Here is a 20,515-nt window from a genome sequence, read left to right on the forward strand (position 1 = left end):
GAGACACTGACATGGAGAAGATGCTTTATACCGCCGCCAGTGGTGCAGTTCGTATTCTTGAGGCGCAAAGTATTCGCGCGAATAACTTGGCTAACGCTGAAACTGCAGGATTTAAAGCCGACCTTGAGCGCGTTAATGCCGTGCCTTTAGCTGTTCAAGGTAATAGTTTGAACACAAGGGTTATGGCACAGACTGAGAGTAGTGGTTTTAGCCAGCAAAGTGGGGTGATCAATCCTACGGGCCGTTCATTGGATTTAGCGATCCGCGATCGAGGCTTGTTCAGTGTGGCTGTTGACGGTGTTGAAGCATACACCCGTTCAGGTGCAATTGAGACCAATGCCGAGGGGCAACTGACTATCGATGGCCGACCTGTATTAGGCGTTGATGGGCCGATAGCGTTGCCTGAGCATAAAGATGTCTTTGTGGGTGAAGACGGCACAGTCAGTGTTTTACCCTCCGAAGGCGGGATCATTGAGGAAGTGGGCCGATTAAAGCTAGTGAATCCTGACTTTGCCTTAATGCAAAAGGGGCAAGATGGGTTGCTCTATCGTCGTGATGGCCAAGCAGTGCCACAAGATGAAGGTGTGTTAGTGGATAGTGGCTTCCTTGAGTCGAGTAACGTGCAGGCCGTGTCAGAGCTTATTGCATCTATGGATTTGAGTCGTCAATTTGAGATTCAAGTTAAGTTAATGAAAAGTGCAGAAAAGCTGGCCGAGGCTGGTAATCGTCTGCTGGGCAATGTTTAAGGATTATTGGTATGCAATCAGCGTTATGGGTAAGTAAAACCGGCCTAACAGCACAAGATACGAAAATGACTGCGATTGCCAACAACTTGGCAAACGTGAATACCACAGGTTTTAAGCGTGACCGTGTTGCGTTTAATGATCTGTTTTATCAGGTTCAACGTCAGCCAGGTGGACAGGTTGATGCACTGAATAATCTGCCATCGGGTCTGCAATTAGGTGCAGGAACGAGAGTCGTTGGTACTCAAAAAATATTCACTACTGGGGATATGCAAAATACCAGTCAGCAGTTGGATTTAGCGATCGAAGGTCATGGTTTTTTCCAAGTAGAAGAGCCAAATGGCGATCTTGCTTATACCCGTGACGGTCAGTTTTATCGCAGTAGTGAAGGCATGATGGTCACATCACAAGGTTTACCTTTAGTGCCTAATATCGTGATCCCTGAAGATGCGCTAACCGTTACCATTGCTAACGATGGTGTTGTCACAGCGAAAATGGCGGGTGAAGCTGAACCTCAAGATTTAGGTCAAATCACGCTTGTTAACTTTACTAATCCAGCAGGGTTAGAAGCTCGAGGTGACAACCTTTACCGTGAAACGGCGGCATCGGGTGTGGCGGTTGAAGGTGTGGCGGGTGATCAAGCTTTAGGTGCTTTAAGACAGGGTGCGCTAGAGGGCGCAAACGTCAACGTGGTGGAAGAAATGGTCGAAATGATTTCCACGCAGAGAGCATATGAGATGAATGCCAAAGTTGTGTCAGCCTCAGACGATATGCTCAAGTTCCTCAATCAATCGGTTTAGAGAGGCAATCATGCGTTGGTTATGGTTTTTATGGTTTGCACTCTTATCGGGTTGTATGTCGCATATTCCAGATAAGGAGACTAAACCTGGCACTAAAGAGTGGGCACCGCCTGAGATTGACTACAGCCTGCCAGATGCAAAGGATGGCAGTCTTTATCGTCCCGGTTTCATGTTGACACTTTTTAAGGATAAACGTGCTTTCCGTGAGGGCGATATTTTAACCGTCGCGTTAGATGAAAAAACCTATTCGAGTAAGAAAGCGGATACCAAGACCAACAAAGAACAAGATATGGGTATGGGACTTGCGGGCAATATTGGTGATAAAACGGCCAATGCTGACGGTAAAACCTCTTTTTCGAGAGGGTTTAATGGTGCAGGCTCAAGTACACAGCAAAACCAGTTATCAGGTTCAATCACTGTAACCGTTTCTAAGGTTTTACCTAATGGTACCTTGTTGATACGTGGTGAAAAATGGCTGCGATTGAATCAAGGCGATGAGTATTTACGCTTACTTGGCATTATACGTGCTGATGATATAGGTAATGACAATACGATATCGTCGCAACGCATTGCCGATGCTCGAATTATTTATGGTGGTCAAGGTGCCATTGCCGACAGTAATGCTATGGGATGGGCTTCTCGCTATTTCAATAGTCCATGGTTCCCGCTCTAGCAAAGGATATTTTGATGCTACGTTGTTTATTATTGTTACTTTTGGCTACTGGTACACTGCAAGCGGAAGAGCAAAGCCGCTACTTGATGGATATTGTCGATGTGCAAGGTCTGCGTGATAACCAACTCGTGGGTTATGGCTTAGTCGTCGGATTAAATGGAACGGGTGACCGCTCTCAAGTTAAATTTACCAGTCAATCTGTCGTCAATATGCTTAAACAGTTTGGTGTACAGATTGATGATAAAACCGATCCTAAGTTAAAGAACGTCGCCGCTGTTGCTGTGCATGCGACTATTACTTCTCTGGCGAGCCCAGGACAATCCTTAGATGTGACGGTTTCATCCCTTGGTGATGCAAAAAGTCTTCAGGGCGGAACCTTATTAATGACGCCTCTTAGGGCTGTCGATGGTGAGGTTTACGCGGTAGCGCAGGGCAACTTAGTGGTTGGCGGTATTTCTGCCGCCGGTCGTAATGGATCATCTGTGACTGTGAATGTGCCAACTGTTGGCACTATCCCCAATGGTGCCTTACTTGAGGCACCAATCAAAAGTAACTTTAGTGATAATGAAGACATCATATTAAACCTTAAGGATCCTAACTTTAAAACCGCCCGAAATATCGAACGGGCTGTTAACGAACTATTTGGACCCGATGTTGCACGTGCGCAAGATCATGCCAAGGTTCTGATACACGCGCCTAAGTCGAATCGAGAGCGTGTGACTTTTATGTCAATGCTTGAAGAACTCAAGATTGACCAAGGCCGACGTTCACCTCGAATCGTGTTTAATAGTCGTACAGGCACAGTGGTATTAGGGGGAGATGTTGTGGTTCGTAAAGCCGCTGTGAGCCATGGCAATCTGACAGTGACTATTGTTGAACGGGAAAACGTGAGTCAGCCTAATGGCGCTTATCTTGGTAATGCCGCAGGGGAAACCGTGGTGACTAATGATAGCCAAGTATTGGTTGAACAAGGTAACAAACGTATGTTTGTTTGGCCTGAGGGCACGGCAATTGAAGAAATCGTGCGTGCCGTAAATAGCTTAGGTGCGACACCAATGGACTTAATGGCAATTCTAGAAGCTTTGGCGGAAGCGGGCTCTTTAGAAGCTGATTTGGTGGTGATTTAATGAAAGTTGAAAATACGGGCGGTTACTTAAATAAGCTGAATGCTGATGATTTGATTAAGGCGAATGGCGAGCAAGGTGCACTTAAATTAGTCAGTCAACAATTTGAGGCGCAGTTCCTGCAAACGGTACTTAAGCAAATGCGCTCAGCCACTGACGCTATGGCCGATGAAGATAATCCTTTAACCTCCAAAAGCAATAATGGCCTTTATCAAGATTTACATGATGCGGAATTGGCAAGTCGTTTAAGCCAAGTCAATGGTATGGGCTTGGCTGACGTGATGACTAAGCAGCTATCACGTTCATTTCAGTCTGAGAAAGATCCGGTCGCCTTTGATCCTCAACAGATGACAACAACAGCGATGCAGCCTGCACTTATTATGCGGCCCGTTGTGAAGGATTTTAAATGAGCATGTTGAACATTGGTAAGTCTGGCTTATTGGCAAGCATGGCCGCATTGAATGCAACCTCAAATAACGTTGCTAATGCTATGGTTGCAGGCTATTCACGTCAGCAGGTGATGTTAAGTTCGGTTGGTGGCGGTGCTTATGGCTCCGGCGCGGGCGTGTTTGTTGATGGTGTTAGACGGATCTCTGATCAATACGAAGTTGCGCAGTTATGGCAAACCACGAGTGCTGTTGGTTTTTCTAAAGTGCAAAGTAGTTATTTGCGTCAGGCTGAACAAGTATTTGGTGCCGAAGGGAATAATATCTCCAAAGGCCTAGATCAATTATTCGCCGCCCTAAATTCATCTATGGAACAACCTAATCTCATTGCCTACCGACAAGGTGTACTTAATGAGGCTAAAGCCGTTGCCCAAAGAGTGAATGCAATCAACGACAATATTGATTCGCAACGTAATCAGATCAATGGACAGCTTGGTTCGTCCGTAAAAGAGATCAACTCACAACTAAATATTATTGCCAGTTTCAACCGCGACATTCAGGCGGCAAGTGTGACAGGAACGATTCCCCCTGCACTGCAAGATAGTCGAGATGCTGCGATTGATGACTTAGCGGCGATTTTAGATATTCGGGTTGTTGAAGATAGCCAAGGCATGGTCAATATCTCGCTGGCCCGAGGTGAGCCACTATTGACGGGAAATACTGCCGCTAAGTTAACGAGTAATCCCGATCCCACCAATCCTAAGAACGATTTGGTGACTATCCAATTTGGTGCTAGCCAGTTTAATGTTGATGAAACCGCTGGTGGCAGTTTAGGTGCCTTGCTTACGTACCGTGATGTGCAGCTTGCGGATTCGCAACAGTACATAGATGAATTAGCGGTCATGTTAGCGACCGAGTTTAATTCTATTCTTGCTTCTGGCACTGACTTAAATGGTGCGACACCGTCACAGGATTTATTTACTTATCAAGCTAATAACCCAGGAGGAAGCTTATCTCTAACGGCCGGTTTTACGCCTGATAAACTTGCCTTTGGTAAAGATGGCACCCAAGGCGATAACGCAAATTTAAAAGCTTTAGTACAGCTAGCGAATAAAGAACTGAGTTTTACTAGTCTTGGCAGTAATACAAGCTTAGCGGAATCCTTTTCCAGCAAGGTTGGCCAGTTAGGTTCTGCTTCTCGCCAAGCGATTTCATTTGCTAAAACCAGTGTAGATTTGCAAAAAGATGCGCAGTCCCAATGGGCGAGTACCAGTGGTGTGAATCCCGATGAAGAAGGGATTAATTTGATCATCTATCAGCAGTCATATATGGCAAATGCGAAGGTGATTTCCACCGCAGATCAACTGTTTCAAACTATGCTTAGTAGCTTTTAAGGACTTTATTCATGCGTGTAACAATGCAAAATTTATACACTAACAATTTAAACAGTTTGCAGAACACGACCTATGATGTGGCACGTTTGAATCAAATGCTCTCTAAAGGTGTTTCAATACTATCGCCTTCGGATGATCCTATTGGTGTTGTTCGGGTAATGGATAACCAACGCGATTTAGCACTAGTACAGCAATACATTAAAAATATCGATTCCTTAAGTACCAATATGAGCCGTGCTGAAACCTATTTATCCAGCATGGTTGAGACGCAGCAGCGGATGAAAGAAATCAGTATTGCGACTAATAGTTCGAATCTCTCGAAAGAGGATAGAGCATCCTATGCTTCTGAAATGGAAGAACTCTTAAAGGGGTTAGTGGATAATATTAACGCCACCGATGAGTCGGGTAATTATCTCTTTTCCGGTAATGCGATTGAGAAAGCTGCGGTAGTTAAGGATGCGGCTGGGCGATACGTCTACCAAGGTGATACTAGCGAGAGAACGGTACAAACGTCTAACTCTTCATGGACTACGGCTAATGTCACCGCCGAAAAAGTCTTGTTCTCCAATGCTGGTCAAGATATTTTAAATCAAGCAATGGACTATATTAACGTATTAAATGATCCAAGCTTATCACCAAGCGATCCTGCTTTTAGTGCAGCCGCGAGTGGAATACAAACAGCGTTAAGTGAAACCTTAGATAGCATAGGTGCGGCTATTACCGATTTTGGTGGCAAACAAAATAATCTCGCTTTAGTTAAAAGCTCCCATGAAGAAATGGTGTTGTTTAGTAAACAAGTGATAGGTGAAACGCAGGAACTCGATTATGCCGCAGCCACTGCCGAGTTCAATGTCAAATTAACCGCATTAAAAATTACCCAGCAAACTTTTGTACAGATAAGCCAGCTGTCCCTTTTCAATCATATGTAGGTAATGAGTTAAATGATCAAAGGGATAGGTGAGTCACTTAGTCAGTTACGTCAAAGTCAGACGGTAACGTCTCATTATGTTGCTCCGATATCAGGTGCGCCCCGCAGTGCACCGAAAGCGAGGCCCATACCTAAGCATAGATTGGAAGCCTACGGACGTTGGGCCAAGGTGACTCAAGAGCAACATAATATTAGTGCATCGCAAGTGGTGTTACAGAGCTTGATTTCAGCCAAAAGTATCCTAGGTCAACTAAACAAACAGCTACAAACCTGCTTGTTCAGTAAAAACACAGTTGTTGAAGATGCATTACATAAAGCGGAAGAGTGTCGAAGACAATTAATCGAGATTAGGCCTTATTACCAAGGAAAGCGTTTACTCGATCATCATTTGAATTTGATTTCAGCATCTCAGCCTGCGGCATTACATTGTTTTAGGTTCCGACGAGTCGATCTCACATCACCTAAGAACCGCGATGAGCGGATTACGCTTTTTACTGAGAAGCAAACATTGCATTTGCTTTTGCCTGCCAATAAAAATCGCTTAGAGCTACAAGATATCATAGAGCCTGTTTTAGCTTCGATAGGGATAAGTATCGACCGCTTATCGAGCAATGACACAGTGTTTACTGCACAGCATGAGACTTGGATGAAGCTCAATGGGGGGATTTTAATGGTGGGCGAAGGGCAAAGATTGCCCGCGGGTGAGCCGAGGAATATACCATTAGAAGAGAAATTTAGTTGGCAGGATCCCCGTGAATGGAATTTTACGGATACTGAAAAGTTAAAAATGACATTGGCTAAAGTGTCAAAGGTAGATAAAAAAGTCACAGTGCAAATTGATGATATTAAAGCATCCCACCGTTTACTACTGGTGAAGGTTAAGCAATTGACCGCATCTAGTCAGCCCAAATTTGAACTCCAGCATTTGCATAAATTTATGCAACCCTATCCTTTTGCCTATCAAGTAACATCTTTGATGGCGCAGGGAAATACGAACCGCGAACAGGTTAGCGCTCTGCTGCTCTAATTTTTGAAGCGAACCCTAAGTGTGATTATTTAATTTTTGAAAATAAGCTATTTGGCTTCAGTGATGAGCTTTTCATGTCGCCTTAATGAGTTATGCCTGGATTCAGGCCTAACCAAAACAATCGTTATTTTCTGGAGAACTACTATGTTAGGTGTTCATACTAATTACGCTTCAATCGTTGCGCAGGGTGCTGTAAATAAAAGCAATAACCTTTTAACTAATGCTATGGAGCGTTTGTCGACGGGTTTACGTATTAATAGTGCATCTGATGATGCTGCTGGTCTGCAAATTGCTAACCGCATGAGCGCTAACGTAAAAGGTATGGAAACGGCTTCACGCAATATTTCTGATGCTACCTCTATGCTGCAAACCGCTGATGGTGCGTTAGAAGAATTAACGACCATTGCTAATCGCCAGAAAGAATTGGCTACTCAAGCCTCTAACGGCGTTAACTCTGCGGCTGATTTAACGGCATTAAATGATGAGTTCACGCAATTGAACGCCGAAATAACGCGTATTGTAGAAAATACCACTTATGCCGGTAATAAATTATTCGATACTGGTGTATTGACCTCTGGTACGGGCGTGAAATTTCAAATTGGCGCCGGAACAACGGAAACAATGGATGTTAAATTAGGCGCAATTCCTAAAACTGTCGCAGGTACTTTAACTGGTGGTACCGCCAATGCTGCAATTGCCCTTGTGGATACCTTCTTAGCCGCTGTGGGTACTGAGCGTTCTACCTTAGGTGCCAACATTAACCGTCTTGGCCATACTGCTGCTAACTTAGCGAGCGTTACCGAAAATACTAAAGCCGCTGCTGGCCGTATTATGGATGCTGACTTTGCGGTTGAATCTGCCAATATGACCCGCAATCAATTATTAGTTCAAGCAGGTACAACGGTACTGTCTTCAGCTAACCAAAATACGGGTTTAGTGATGGGCTTACTGCGCTAATTTTATTCAATTAGTCAGTGTTAGTTTTAATGCCAGTAAGCTTAGCTTGCTGGCATTTTTATGGTGTTTGTGCATGCCATTTCAGTCTAGTTTTTATAGTGTCATACACTCTATTTTTAAATAGGTTTTAGTTAAGCGCTTGTGTGGTCGCTTTAGTTAGTTATCCCTGAACTCAGGTCTAACCCCGCTACTCGTTATTTAATGGAGAACTATATATGTTAGGTGTTCACACTAATTACGCTTCAATTGTTGCTCAAGGTGCTGTTAACAAAAGCAATAACCTATTGACTAATGCAATGGAGCGTTTATCGACAGGTTTACGTATCAATAGCGCATCTGATGATGCTGCTGGTTTGCAAATTGCTAACCGCATGAGCGCTAACGTTAAAGGTATGGAAACCGCTTCACGTAATATTTCTGATGCGACCTCTATGCTACAAACTGCTGATGGTGCGTTAGAAGAATTAACGACCATTGCTAATCGCCAGAAAGAACTCGCCACTCAAGCGGCAAACGGTGTTAACTCTGCTGATGATTTAACGGCTCTGAATGATGAGTTTACTCAATTAAACACCGAAATTACCCGTATTCTCGATAATACAACTTATGCCGGTAATAACTTATTCACCAAGTTGGAGGCTGGTGTTACCTTCCAAATTGGTGCCGGAACGGGTGAAAAATTGGTTGTTACAACAACAGCCATAGATGATGCAGCGCTGGCTGCTGGTGATTTAACTACTGGCGCGAATGCGGCAATTGCCCTTGTTGATACTTTCATCGCTGCAGTCGGTACAGAACGTTCTACCCTAGGTGCCAACATTAACCGTCTTGGACATACTGCAGCTAACCTTGCCAGTGTGACTGAAAATACCAAAGCCGCCGCTGGACGTATTATGGATGCCGATTTCGCGGTTGAATCTGCCAATATGACCCGCAATCAATTATTAGTTCAAGCGGGTACAACGGTACTGTCTTCTGCTAACCAAAATACAGGTTTAGTGATGGGGCTACTGCGTTAATTACGCTGAGTTGAGTTAGTTTTAAGTGCCAGTAAGCTTAGCTTGCTGGCATTTTTTATGGCGTTTTGTGGATGCCATTTAAGTCTGTTTTTATAGAGGTGATCCCATCTATTTTTAAATAAGTTTTAGTTTTGCGCTGTTGCTGTCGCCTTACTTAGTTATGGAGCTATACCGGGATTCAGGCATAGCCAAGATAACTGTTTTTTCTAGGAGAGCTGATATGTTAGGTGTTCACACTAATTACGCGTCAATTGTTGCACAAGGTGCTGTTAATAAAAGTAATAATCTATTAACTAATGCTATGGAGCGTTTGTCGACGGGTTTACGTATCAATAGCGCATCTGATGATGCAGCGGGTTTGCAAATTGCTAACCGCATGAGCGCTAACGTAAAGGGCATGGAAACGGCTTCACGCAATATTTCTGATGCGACCTCTATGCTGCAAACCGCAGATGGTGCGTTAGAAGAATTAACGACTATTGCTAACCGCCAGAAAGAATTGGCGACTCAAGCATCAAACGGCGTTAACTCTACAGCAGATTTAAAAGCGTTGGATGATGAATTTAAGCAATTAAATGCAGAAATTACCCGTATTGTAGAAAATACAACCTATGCGGGTAATAACTTATTTAAAGATGCTACTGATGGTGTACTCGTCAAAGGTGTGACCTTTCAGATTGGCTCGGATGGAGCAGAGCAAATGTCAGTTACCTTAGGTGCTATTGATAAGACTGTTACTGGTGATTTGTTGACTTCTGCAGCCGCCAATACGGCTATCGGGGCTGTTGATACCTTCTTGGCTAAAGTGGGGACAGAACGTTCAACCTTAGGTGCCAACATTAACCGTCTTGGCCATACTGCGGCTAACCTTGCCAGTGTAACTGAAAATACTAAAGCCGCTGCCGGCCGTATTATGGATGCCGATTTCGCGGTTGAATCTGCCAATATGACACGTAATCAATTATTAGTTCAGGCGGGTACAACAGTACTGTCCTCTGCTAACCAGAACACGGGCTTAGTCATGGGTTTATTGCGTTAATGTTATTGAGCAAGTGATGTCATTGGTCACGGCTAAAATGCCAGTTAGTTGCGCTGACTGGCATTTTTATTTTAGCCACGGTTTATGTATTGGTCGATAGTCGCTAAACCCGAGATTGAAACCTATAAGGTTCATGTTTTAGGGGGTAATTTTCGATAACACAAAGTGGAAGATGGTTTTCCTGTTTAAGTGTTCATGCGGAAGTATTTAGCTGTTTTTGGGCCAGTTAATTATTTAAATTCATTTAAAAACAGTAGCTTGTTTTTGGCATGCGTTTTGCTCTAGAACGAGTGGAGGTAGTCATGATTTCAGGTATGAATGCAGCACAATTTGCTCAGCAACTGATTGGCGCAGACCGCGCAGGTAAAGATACGCTTTACAAAGGCAAGCTAACTGCCAGCAAAACACAGTTAGATGCTTATACGTTGCTCGAAAATAATATGAAGAAGATGGCCACTAAGCTGAGTGAAATGGGTGGCGATGCAGCTAAAGGCAAAATTGCTACGGTTACGGGCGAGAATGCGACCGCGACAGTTAAATCTGATGCGCCTAAGGGCAACTATGATTTGAGTGTGCATAAACTTGCGCAAGCGCATCAACTGACTAAAGCCTATTCCTCTGAAAGTGAATTGTTGCCAACGTCGGGTATTATCAGTATTCAAGTCGGTAGTGATCCGACTAAGCGTATGGAAATTGATTTGGCAACGGTTAATGGCGGTGCGGCTATTTCTGTGTCTCAGTTACGCGATGTGATCAATAAACAAGTGGGTAATCCTGGTGTACAAGCGTCATTAGTGCGCACAGGTAACCAAATCGAATTTATGCTGTCTTCAAAGGAATCGGGTGTCGCGAATCAAGTGAAGGTAGAGTTTAACGGTGCCGATTGGGGCATGACAGAACGTCGTGCAGCACAAGATGCGGAACTCACATTAAACGGTATCAGTATTACCAGCAGTAGTAACTATCTAGAAAATGTTGTTGATGGTGTCAGCCTCGAATTAGTCAAGGTGCATGCGGCTGGTGAAAGCAGCATGATTAAAGTCACAGACGATTTTGAAGCGAATAAGAAAGCGGTTAAGGATTTTGTCGATTCATTTAATTCTTTAATGACGCAAATTAATCAATTAACTCGTTCTATGGGCGTTAAAACCTCTGATTCTGGCTCTTCCGATAAAGATAAGGAAGACAAAACCACTGCAGTGAGTGAAGCGCAAATTGGAGTGTTGAAGGGGGATACCTCTATTCGCCTTCTCCAGTCTAAATTACGTGATTCTGTATTTGCAACGGCTGCTAATGGCATGCGTTTGTCTGATATCGGGATTGAGATTGGACGAGACGGAAAACTAAAAATTGATGATGCTAAGCTGACCGATAGCTTTAAAAGTGATCCAGAAAAAGTACAAGCCATGTTTACTGGTCCTGACAGTTATATCAAAAGCATAGAAAAGACCCTAAAACCTTTTACACAGTTTAATGGCTATATCGATCAAAAGCAGGAAGCGCTAAATAAGCAGATTAAAAGTGTGAATGACAGTATGGCGCGCCATGATTATCAGATGAATCAAAAGTATCAGATTTATTTAACCCAGTTTACGGCAATGGAATCCACCATTAATCAATTTAATTCCGCAAGTCAGTTGTTTTCATAGGAAGCAGTAAAAAATGTTAAATGAGTACGATCCATTTAATGCCTACAAGCAAACCGCTTTAGATGCACAAGTAGCGGCAGCAACAACCCATGACATGGTGCGTATGCTACTTGATGGTTTATTGGAAGAACTAGAGCGGACCGCTGGCCATATGGAATACCAAAGGTTTGAGGCGAAAGGAATGAGTATCCATAAGTGCCTTAATATCGTGCATGGCTTGGACTCTATGCTTGACCTTGAAAATGGTGGTGAGGTTGCCGTGAGCTTACATCGTCTCTATGACTTTTGTAGCCGTCAGCTTGTCAGCGCCAGTGTTGAAAACAGTGCTGAAGCGCTAGTTCCAGTGACTCAGGTGATTACTAATGTCAGAGAAGGATGGACAAATCTCAATTAAGCAGTGGGCGCGTTTTGCGAATGCTTTACGCCAATATGCAGATGCTCAGGATTGGGAAAGCGTCCGAAAAGTGAACATCGCTTTGATCAAAGCACTGCAACAGGCTGGTGAGGCTCATGATATTGAGCAGAAATTGGCACGTGCAGAATTAAAGCGGGTTCATTCCCAAGTGCTACAAGAGTTGATCTTGGCTCGTGATGAATTAGCCGCTGAAATGGGTCGCTTTAAGGCGCAACAACCAGGTTTAGCCGCCTATCAATTAACACAAGTAAGTGGAGCTTTGGATGATCTCTGATCTTCTTTCAACTCGTCCTGTTGGCACAAATACCAGCTTGACGACTAAAGTGGCAAGTGCAGTTGATCAAGATAAATCAGAGTCATTTACCTTGTTGGGGTTGCCAGTCGGATTGTCTGCAGCGCCTCTCCCGTTAGAGGGGACTCAGTGGACTCAGAATGCCGAACATGCTTTAGAAAGAGATGCTGATACTTTTTTAAATCAATATGTTAATAGCAATTTATCTGACTCAGTATCTTTTGTTCCTGTTGTACCAGTATTGTCTCAGCCACTGTTAAATACTGAGATTAACTCAGCGCCTATTATTCAAGATGGCTTAGCCGCCACGCTTCAGGCTAGTCTCGTTTCACCGACTGCTGTAGCGCCGTTTGTTCCTGTGATTTTTCCCGCGGAAGCTATTAAAACTGATCCGATAGGTCGAACTCCTGCGTCTTTAATTGGGCTCTCAGCCACAGATCAAAGAGGAACGCTATTTAGTTCAGGTATGACCTCATCTATGGCTCTTGCAGGAAGCAGTACTCAGCCAGTGGGCATGAGTGGCGAATCCTTGAAAATGAGCGGCGTATTTACGCAGGATTCAACGCTGGCAACTTTCTCTGGGGATTTTGAGCATTTGAAATCTGACTCGTCAGTGTTTCAGCGTGTGTTGGCAGAACTTAGGGGGCATGAAGTTAAAGATATTAATGCGATAGGATCTCAGCAGGTTGCGGGTACGCAGGCTGCAAGTGCTACTCAATGGGGCCCGGTATCTATCACTCCCATGGCTTCTTTAGCGCAGCACTCTCAGGAGATCCTTACTCCCTTAAGAGAGCATCTTCGTTTCCAAGTCGATCAACATATTAAGAAAGCCGAATTAAGGTTAGATCCGCCAGAGCTGGGCAAGATTGAGCTCAATATCCGTTTAGAGGGCGATCGTTTACAGGTGCAAATGCATGCAGTAAATCCGGCAATTCGAGATGCATTACTCAATGGTTTGGATCGTTTGAGAGTGGATTTAGCAATGGATCATGGCGGTCAAATTGATGTCGATATTGGTCAAGGTGAATCGCAACAGCATCAACAGGAAACTGCATTATTCTCCTCTTCGATAGCGGCTGAGACTACAACGGATAATGTAGTCGATGTGATGGCGAGAGAGAAATCCCAATTAGATTTATTGGCTTAAGTGCCGGAGTCGTTTAATGGCAATTTTAAAATCTCGTTTAGTAAAGATTATCGTAGCGTTACTTGTGCTCATTAGTTCGACCGCAGGTGCATTCTGGATTGGAACAAGTAGTGGAGATTGGAAGCTAGCAGAGCTTTTTGCATCGGAACCGGAAGTCGAACCTATACCAGTTGCAAAGTTTTACCCGTTAGAAAAGTTTGTGATATCGATTCCCGGGGATAAGTATCCCCATTACATGCTGCTTGAAATGTCATTAAAAAGCCGTAATCCCAATATGAAAGCGGTGTTGCTGGAGTCAGATCCACTTATACGAAACGCTATGATGAAGATGTTCTCACGTAAAACATTTGAGCAGTTGAACCACTTAGATCAGCTTGACAGTTTACAATCAGAAGCGTTGATATTGATGGTTAAAGTGCTGTCAGATAACCAATTACCATCAGATATTGATGAAGTACTCTTTACTCGCATGGTGATCCAGTAAGAGGCCTTATCATGACAGCAGCGGGCCAACTCGCATATCAACAAACCTGTGATTATCCAGTCGAAGAGCGTCAATCTGAACAACAGATTATTCGACAATACTTGCCATTAATCAAACGTATAGTCTCGCAGATGCGCAGTCACTGCGGCGTGATGTTATCACTCGAGGATATGGAGCAAATTGGCATGATGGCCTTGCTTGAGTCATCACGTCGGTATCCTGGCGAGCTGGATAATGGATTTATTTCCTTCGCTGGGCAACGGATTCGCGGTGCCATACTCGACGAGTTGAGGCGGCAGGATTGGCGTCCTAGACCTGTTAGACAGCAGGCCCATGAGCTTAATGATGTTGTTAGACGTTTGAGTCGAGAGATGGGACGTGAACCAAGCGATCTTGAAGTGGCCAGTGCGCTTGGGCTGAGCGCGGAGGATTATCGGGAACGTTTATACTCGACGCAAGCTGAGTCGATGAAAAGCTTAGATGAGTTGCTATTGGGCGGTGATCATCCAGTAGACAGAAGTAATGATGTTGAGCGGTTAATACTGAAGCAAACTTTGATCAAAGTTATTTCAAAATTAAATGAAAGAGAACAGCTAATTCTGTCGCTTTACTATCATCATGAGCTGAATTTAAAAGAGATAGCTATGGCATTGGGATTGACTGAAACGCGTATTTGCCAACTGCATAAATCAGCTATTTCACAGTTAAAAACAATATTGCAGCGCTAAAGTTTAAAAGTGAGAAGATCGTAATGAGTAAACTAGTTGGGCTGTTAATCATTTTAGCTTCTGTGTTTGGTGGATATGTTTGGGCGGGTGGAGCTTTGTCTGCATTGTGGCAGCCTGCTGAAATTTTAATCATTATGGGGGCCGGAGTTGGAGCGCTCATTATTGCTAACCCACAATCAGTATTAAAAGAAATGCTTGAGCAGTTAAAAGAATTATTTAATAAGGGCAAGGAAGATCCTGAATTATATCCTCAGTTATTTCCTTTGATGGGCACTTTAATGGCTCAGATCCAATCTCAAGGCTTAAAAGTGCTCGATGAACATTTAGAAAATCCTCATCAGAGCTCTATTTTTCTAATGTACCCAGCCGTGCTTAATCACCCAAATGTTTTACAGTTTTTAATTGATAACTTACGAGTGCAGTCTATTGGGAAAATATCTCCCCATGACTTAGAGCATATCCTAGAAGAAGAGATTCATCGAATAGAAGAGGACAGATTACGACCATCGGAAGCTTTTAGTAAGGTGGGAGAGGCTATGCCTGGCTTTGGTATTTTAGCTGCTGTTCTCGGTATTATCATTACTATGTCTAATATTGATGGCCCAATTACTATGATTGGTGTCAAAGTTGCCGCGGCATTAGTCGGTACATTTATCGGTATTTTCGCGTGTTATTGTTTCTTTGACCCAATGTCAAAGGCATTAGAACATCTAGTTGATCGTAAATCGGCACAGCTTCGGTGCATAGCCGCTATTTTAGTGACCTTTTCAAAAGGTAAACCACCAATGATGGCTATTGATGCGGGACGGAAACAAATACAAAGTGAAAATCGTCCTTCATTTATCGAGTTAGAACGTTGGATGGAAGGGCAGAGAAGCTAATGCTCCATAAAAATGAGCCGATTATTATCAAGCGGCGAAAGCGAGGAAAGCGTAATCATGGGCATGGTGGTGCGTGGAAAGTCGCTTTTGCCGATTTCACGCTTGCTATGATGGCGCTCTTTATGGTGCTGTGGATCATGCAAATCGCTGATCAAAAAGAGCGAACCATGATAGTGCAGTATTTACGTGGTGATATGAATCCCACTGGTCCAATGAATCCATTTGAGCTAAGTCAGTCATCTTCGATTATTGATTTAGAAGGAAATATGTCTATTGCTCCTCCAATCATACCTTCCAATTCTATGCCTAGAGGTTCGGAGTCAGAAGGATTAGAGGAAGGTGCGCTCATCCCTGGGCAATTTGATACTCAGGCGCAATTAACTGTGCTCGCCAGAGAATTGAATCGAGTCGTGCAAAGCTCGAGCATGGCTGAAAACATTGCCGTGACGATTGTGCCTCAAGGCATACGCATCTTAATTCACGATAATGTGAATCAATTTATGTTCACGCGGGGCAGTGCACAGATGCAGCCCTATTTTGAAGAATTACTTTTATCTTTAGGGCCTATTTTAAAAAATATAACTAATAGCATGGTTATTTCTGGTCATACGGATTCAACGCCTTATGCGGGCAGTTTATTTACTAATTGGGAATTATCGAGTGAAAGAGCACTATTAGCACGAAGAGTGCTTGAGCGTGGCGGTGTTAAACGCGATCAGGTTATTCAGGTGACGGGTATGGCTGATCAGGTTCCTTACATCACTTCGGATACTGCTGCGGCGGCTAATCGTCGGATTGAGGCGCTTATTTTAACCTCCTCTGCTGAACAGTTATTAAGAGGCATGATTGGCGCTCCGATCGATACAGTCCCAAGTGGCGTTACAATCAACGAAATTAAGCGCCAAGCAAACACTCGCTAGTGTTAATACCTGCTCTCATTTGTTAGGGATGACTATGAATCTGTATGAAGAGTTTGTACATTCTGAGGATGAAGTTGAAGCGACCCCTGAGTATCAGATTATTGAATTTGATAATCGTCGAACTCATCAAAGATTTAGCCTGAGACGAAATAAAAGAGCGCCACTCGCATTTGCATGCGATGGCCTGACAGTAAATTTATCAACAACTCGCTGGTTTGTTATTACACCGATTGGAACTGCAAATATAAAAGATATTAGCATTGGCGGTGTTGGGATTTTGTGCAATGAACCACTATCAGTAGGGAGGAGATTCTATATTGAACTTGAGCAAACACGAGTCTTATGTGAGGTAACTCGAGAACACACGATTAAAGGTCGATTGAAGTTCTTAGGCGCTCGCTGGATTTATCGTGATAAAGCTGAAGTCCAGAACTTGATTGATGCAATTAGACTTCGGGCGAAAATATAGGATATGCAATGGCTGCATCTTTTCATCGAAACGGCTCGGATAAATTACAGAAGGTCTTTCTGTATCTTATTCTGCTGAATTGGCTATTGCTTATTATTGTTGCACTCAATATGAATACATTACGCTTTAGCCATGGTGTTATGATTTCAATTATGATTTTTATCTATAATTATTTTCTGGCTCATTTATGTTTTATTCGTGCTGCCAGAGCGCAAGATGCTTATCTCATTTACCCAGTGGTTATTGGCGCACTCAGCTCCTTTTTCCTCGTTGTTTATTTCTTCTTTTTACTCTAAATCCCCTGCCTATAAAAATGAGTTGCGACTCATTGTTATAGGCTTTTGTTGAGCATTCTTGCATCTAGCTCACATGCTTTGTGGGTCGCTCGCATGGGAGCGACAACTTGGCCTTGTTTAGAATATTCACGCAGCTGGGTAGGTTTTGCCCGCGGTAATTGCGACAAGCCCAAAAGGGACCGAATCGACCATCCTTTAACAGCATATCGCCACCACAGAGGCTACAAAGTGGTGCTATATGACCACAGTTCTCATTCAAACATACCTTAAAGCCAGCAAAGCGTGTGCGGGTCATTGGGCTAGCACAGAGCTCACAACCTTCTTCCTTGTGATCGCAAAGGGGAAAATGTGAGCAGGAATAAAACGATTTAAATTTTCCCGTTCTAGGCTTAAGCGTTCCCGTGCTACAACGCACGCATTTTATGTCTTCAAATAACCTTTGTACTAAAGAGGTGCTGAACTCATCTTGTTCAATTGCGTAGCCTTTTGTAAGCAGTTCGGTGACGAATGGGCTCACGTCTGTCATATCGGCAATCACATAGGCGCGGTGTTTTGCCCGCGTTAACGCGACATAAAACAGTCGACGTTCTTCTGCAAATTCAAACGCTTCCGTTTTTGGTAAAAATGCATCTAGTATCGGAGGAGTGATTTTCATTGAAGGGAAGCCATGCATTCCCGTTTTCATCCCCATGATCACCACATAATCGGCTTCTTTCCCTTTCGAAGCATGAAAAGATTGGCACTCAATCTTCAAGTTGGGATATTTAGCTTTAAGTTGGTTAACTTGGATGTTATCGGGTAACTGAAACCAAAAACGTGCCAGTAAATAGACGCTTGCTACGCTGTTAAGTTTGTCACTTCTAGCGCTTATCCTTGCACTAATGGCCGTTAATGCTTGTTCCAGTGCATTTGGGCTTGGTTCATTTAGGCTTGACTGCTCGTTTTCTCCGCGGCGTAATATTGAGACTGCAGGGTAGGCTACCTGCATGAGGGAGCGAATGTCCTTCCTCAATTGCGTGGGATTCTGGGTAACAAACTGAGTGGCGACTTGCCCAATACTACTGTTAAACCTAAAAGTCAGATCCAAGTAGCTTTGGGCTGTTGGGCCAAAATATTGGCTAAATTGCGTGGTTAAACTTACATCTGCACCGCTAAAACGATAAATTGCCTGCCAGTCATCCCCGACACAAAATAAAGACGCCAACGCTTTAGAATGGGGCGCACAGGAATCCCTCAAGGCACGCACTAAGCGGGCACGTGGTTCTGAAATATCTTGGAACTCATCCACCATAATAAAACGCCACGGGCTAATAAATTGCCCGCGTTGTAAATACGTCAACGCTTTACCTATCATGTCCTCAAAATCAATGTCGCCATTTATTGCTAAATGCTGCTCATAGCGCATGAGTATAGGCTCAAGCAGTTCGAATGCCTTGCGGGTCTGCTGAGCATCGGCGGCGCGAGCAAATACACCCTCAAGCCCATGTTCATCAAGGCAAGCCGCTTTATACAGCCCTATCAGCTGACTAAACATTTTTGCCAATTCGGTCACGCGGCCAAGTTCATGTAGGGTTGCTAGTATGGCTTCATCGGGTAAGGGCGCATATTGTACTTTAAAGACCTGTAAAGCTTGCTCAAGCTTACTGATTAACAACCCTTTTTTATGTTGGTAATAAAATAGCTCAACACACTTAGTGCCATGCTGTTGATGTAGCTGGCGTTTCCATGCCATCGATTCCAAGTATTTCTGGTTATCGATATAAGGAGCGGTATGCTGGTGTTCATCAATACCATAGTATTCAAGATAAATTTGGTATTCAGGTAGATAGAAATCGGGTTGATACTGACGAAAATCAATACTGCGCACATCATGCTCGTACTTAGCTTCATAGACATATTCGATGCCATTGCTAAATAGCCAGTTGGCAATGTAGAGCTCACCAAAGCTTTTGACTCGCTCACCTTTAAGACTGCGAATATCGTTATCATTCAAGTATTGAAAATACTCGCCTTCCATATCGAACTCGAATGGGCTTTTTTCAACATAATAGAAACGACTGAAGTACTCGAAAAGCTGTTTACGGTAAGCCTCATTTTCAATCAAAGTCTCAAGGGTATTGTGCACCCACAGCTCTTTGGTTTTGTCATCCTCCGCTAAAGGGGACAAACTCGGTTTTGCTCGCTCAACGTCGGCGATAATTTTTGAGCCTAAACTGTGGAAGGTGCTCGCCTTGATATCATCCGTACCGAGCCTGTTTTTAATCCGCTCATCCATCTCGTCAGCCGCTTTACGGCCATAGGCTAATAGCAATATTTCATCGGCTTTTGCTTGACCACTCTTAAGCAAATATCCTGCTCGACCAACCATCACACTGGTCTTTCCCGTGCCTGCGCCTGCTAATAACAAGTTATTGTTATCATCGATAATACAAGCTCGGCGCTGTTTTTCGGTTAAGGGATTAGATTCTACATGCTCAAAATAGTCAGCAAATTTAATGAGCTGCGACTGAATATAATCTTCACGCAGTTGCTTTATATCGGCACGAGTCCAGCGGTGGATTTGCTTAAGCCTCGCTAACACTGTGTGTAAATGTGCAGACAATGGCAGGTTTTCACACCAAGGGAACCAACGCTGATATTCGCGCGCGACTCTGGCTTGTATCATTTCCACCCGTGATTCACGTAAATAAGTGTGTGTCAGTGTCTTATCCACTTTCGCCATTAACTCAGCAACGCGCGGCCCATTGGCATTTGCCCAATACTGTGCGATTTGATAGCTAAATTGATGTTGTGCAAAATAGCTGAGAAACGGCAGTTGATAGGCTTTGCCTAATACCGTGAAACCGAGTAGATAACCTAGTGGACTTAAGGTAAAAAATGGTGGGGAATCGAGCTGTTGCCAGGTAAAACATTCGTCAGCTTCTACTTTGTTAGCGCTGCGAGAGTGAGCAAAAAAGCCGCCTTTAGTGCGATTAATGCTAATACCACTCGTGGTGAGTTTTACCGCATCAGCTTTGCCAATAAAGAAACGGCCAAACCAACTGTGTTTGATATCTTGTTCAGAGTGATTCAATGACAATGTAAAACCTACGGCTAAAAAGTTTTAGAATTAACAGACTGATTTATAAATGCATTATAACTTAA

General features: G+C 43.6%; 22 protein-coding genes. 21 read left to right on the forward strand and 1 reads right to left on the reverse strand.

The genetic code is table 11. The features are described from left to right. The first annotated feature begins 11 nt into the window (after positions 1-11). The 21 genes from L5L91_RS14600 to L5L91_RS14700 all read left to right on the forward strand — a co-directional run bounded on the left by L5L91_RS14600 (position 12) and on the right by L5L91_RS14700 (position 17,371). The gene (locus tag L5L91_RS14600; protein ID WP_131523393.1) at positions 12-746 is read left to right on the forward strand and encodes a flagellar basal body rod protein FlgF; all 735 of its coding nucleotides are present in this window, start codon (positions 12-14) and stop codon (positions 744-746) included. Positions 747-757: 11 nt separating this feature from the next. Then, positions 758-1,543 (forward strand): flagellar basal-body rod protein FlgG, encoded by a 786-nt coding sequence (gene flgG / locus L5L91_RS14605; RefSeq protein WP_006083393.1) that lies wholly within the window; start codon positions 758-760, stop codon positions 1,541-1,543. A 10-nt stretch (positions 1,544-1,553) separates the two neighbouring features. Further along, positions 1,554-2,216, forward strand: a complete 663-nt coding sequence (gene flgH / locus L5L91_RS14610) for a flagellar basal body L-ring protein FlgH (RefSeq protein WP_113940821.1) — start codon at positions 1,554-1,556, stop codon at positions 2,214-2,216. Positions 2,217-2,230: 14 nt separating this feature from the next. Further along, positions 2,231-3,343: a flagellar basal body P-ring protein FlgI gene (locus tag L5L91_RS14615; protein WP_113940820.1), complete on the forward strand. Its 1,113-nt coding sequence runs from the start codon at positions 2,231-2,233 to the stop codon at positions 3,341-3,343. Beyond that, positions 3,343-3,750 carry a rod-binding protein gene (locus L5L91_RS14620; protein ID WP_113940819.1) on the forward strand — a complete coding sequence of 136 codons (408 nt, stop codon included), beginning with the start codon at positions 3,343-3,345 and terminating at the stop codon, positions 3,748-3,750. The genes L5L91_RS14615 and L5L91_RS14620 overlap by 1 nt, the downstream gene beginning before the upstream one ends. Then, on the forward strand, positions 3,747-5,120 hold the full coding sequence (gene flgK, locus L5L91_RS14625) for a flagellar hook-associated protein FlgK (RefSeq protein ID WP_113940818.1): 1,374 nt from the start codon (positions 3,747-3,749) through the stop codon (positions 5,118-5,120). The genes L5L91_RS14620 and flgK overlap by 4 nt, the downstream gene beginning before the upstream one ends. An 11-nt stretch (positions 5,121-5,131) precedes the next feature. After that, a complete protein-coding gene (gene flgL / locus L5L91_RS14630; RefSeq protein ID WP_263236985.1) occupies positions 5,132-6,049 on the forward strand; it encodes a flagellar hook-associated protein FlgL in 918 nt (305 codons plus the stop codon). Positions 6,050-6,061: 12 nt separating this feature from the next. Then, positions 6,062-7,075, forward strand: a complete 1,014-nt coding sequence (locus L5L91_RS14635) for a hypothetical protein (protein ID WP_263236986.1) — start codon at positions 6,062-6,064, stop codon at positions 7,073-7,075. Between the two features lie 144 nt (positions 7,076-7,219). Beyond that, entirely contained in the window at positions 7,220-8,032 is an 813-nt protein-coding gene (locus L5L91_RS14640; RefSeq protein ID WP_006083386.1) for a flagellin, read from the forward strand. A 215-nt stretch (positions 8,033-8,247) separates the two neighbouring features. Beyond that, complete coding sequence (locus tag L5L91_RS14645; RefSeq protein ID WP_113940815.1) at positions 8,248-9,051, forward strand: flagellin; 804 nt, start codon at positions 8,248-8,250, stop codon at positions 9,049-9,051. A gap of 220 nt (positions 9,052-9,271) precedes the next feature. Continuing rightward, on the forward strand, positions 9,272-10,090 hold the full coding sequence (locus L5L91_RS14650) for a flagellin (RefSeq protein WP_113940814.1): 819 nt from the start codon (positions 9,272-9,274) through the stop codon (positions 10,088-10,090). A gap of 302 nt (positions 10,091-10,392) precedes the next feature. After that, positions 10,393-11,739 carry a flagellar filament capping protein FliD gene (fliD, locus tag L5L91_RS14655; protein WP_113940813.1) on the forward strand — a complete coding sequence of 449 codons (1,347 nt, stop codon included), beginning with the start codon at positions 10,393-10,395 and terminating at the stop codon, positions 11,737-11,739. A 13-nt stretch (positions 11,740-11,752) separates the two neighbouring features. Next, positions 11,753-12,133 (forward strand): flagellar export chaperone FliS, encoded by a 381-nt coding sequence (fliS, locus tag L5L91_RS14660; RefSeq protein WP_113940812.1) that lies wholly within the window; start codon positions 11,753-11,755, stop codon positions 12,131-12,133. Next, on the forward strand, positions 12,102-12,428 hold the full coding sequence (locus L5L91_RS14665) for a hypothetical protein (RefSeq protein WP_113940811.1): 327 nt from the start codon (positions 12,102-12,104) through the stop codon (positions 12,426-12,428). The genes fliS and L5L91_RS14665 overlap by 32 nt, the downstream gene beginning before the upstream one ends. Beyond that, positions 12,418-13,593: a flagellar hook-length control protein FliK gene (locus L5L91_RS14670; RefSeq protein ID WP_173496200.1), complete on the forward strand. Its 1,176-nt coding sequence runs from the start codon at positions 12,418-12,420 to the stop codon at positions 13,591-13,593. The genes L5L91_RS14665 and L5L91_RS14670 overlap by 11 nt, the downstream gene beginning before the upstream one ends. Before the next feature lie 16 nt (positions 13,594-13,609). Further along, positions 13,610-14,077 carry a flagellar basal body-associated protein FliL gene (fliL, locus tag L5L91_RS14675; RefSeq protein WP_168825867.1) on the forward strand — a complete coding sequence of 156 codons (468 nt, stop codon included), beginning with the start codon at positions 13,610-13,612 and terminating at the stop codon, positions 14,075-14,077. 11 nt (positions 14,078-14,088) lie between these two features. Next, positions 14,089-14,805, forward strand: coding sequence for an RNA polymerase sigma factor FliA (locus L5L91_RS14680; protein WP_173496201.1), 717 nt, complete (start codon positions 14,089-14,091; stop codon positions 14,803-14,805). Positions 14,806-14,828: 23 nt separating this feature from the next. Further along, positions 14,829-15,686 (forward strand): flagellar motor stator protein MotA, encoded by an 858-nt coding sequence (motA, locus tag L5L91_RS14685; RefSeq protein ID WP_113940807.1) that lies wholly within the window; start codon positions 14,829-14,831, stop codon positions 15,684-15,686. Beyond that, positions 15,686-16,606, forward strand: coding sequence for a flagellar motor protein MotB (locus L5L91_RS14690; protein WP_113940806.1), 921 nt, complete (start codon positions 15,686-15,688; stop codon positions 16,604-16,606). The genes motA and L5L91_RS14690 overlap by 1 nt, the downstream gene beginning before the upstream one ends. Positions 16,607-16,640: 34 nt before the next feature. Further along, the gene (locus L5L91_RS14695; protein ID WP_219251928.1) at positions 16,641-17,075 is read left to right on the forward strand and encodes a pilus assembly protein PilZ; all 435 of its coding nucleotides are present in this window, start codon (positions 16,641-16,643) and stop codon (positions 17,073-17,075) included. An 8-nt stretch (positions 17,076-17,083) separates the two neighbouring features. After that, complete coding sequence (locus tag L5L91_RS14700) at positions 17,084-17,371, forward strand: hypothetical protein (protein ID WP_113940804.1); 288 nt, start codon at positions 17,084-17,086, stop codon at positions 17,369-17,371. Positions 17,372-17,435: 64 nt separating this feature from the next. Here L5L91_RS14700 and L5L91_RS14705 read toward each other — a convergent pair whose 3' ends face one another. Then, the gene (locus tag L5L91_RS14705) at positions 17,436-20,450 is read right to left on the reverse strand and encodes a UvrD-helicase domain-containing protein (protein ID WP_263236987.1); all 3,015 of its coding nucleotides are present in this window, start codon (positions 20,448-20,450) and stop codon (positions 17,436-17,438) included. Positions 20,451-20,515 lie beyond the last annotated feature (65 nt).

Source organism: Shewanella sp. SM55, from assembly GCF_025654025.1.
GTDB classification, from domain to species: domain Bacteria; phylum Pseudomonadota; class Gammaproteobacteria; order Enterobacterales; family Shewanellaceae; genus Shewanella; species Shewanella oncorhynchi.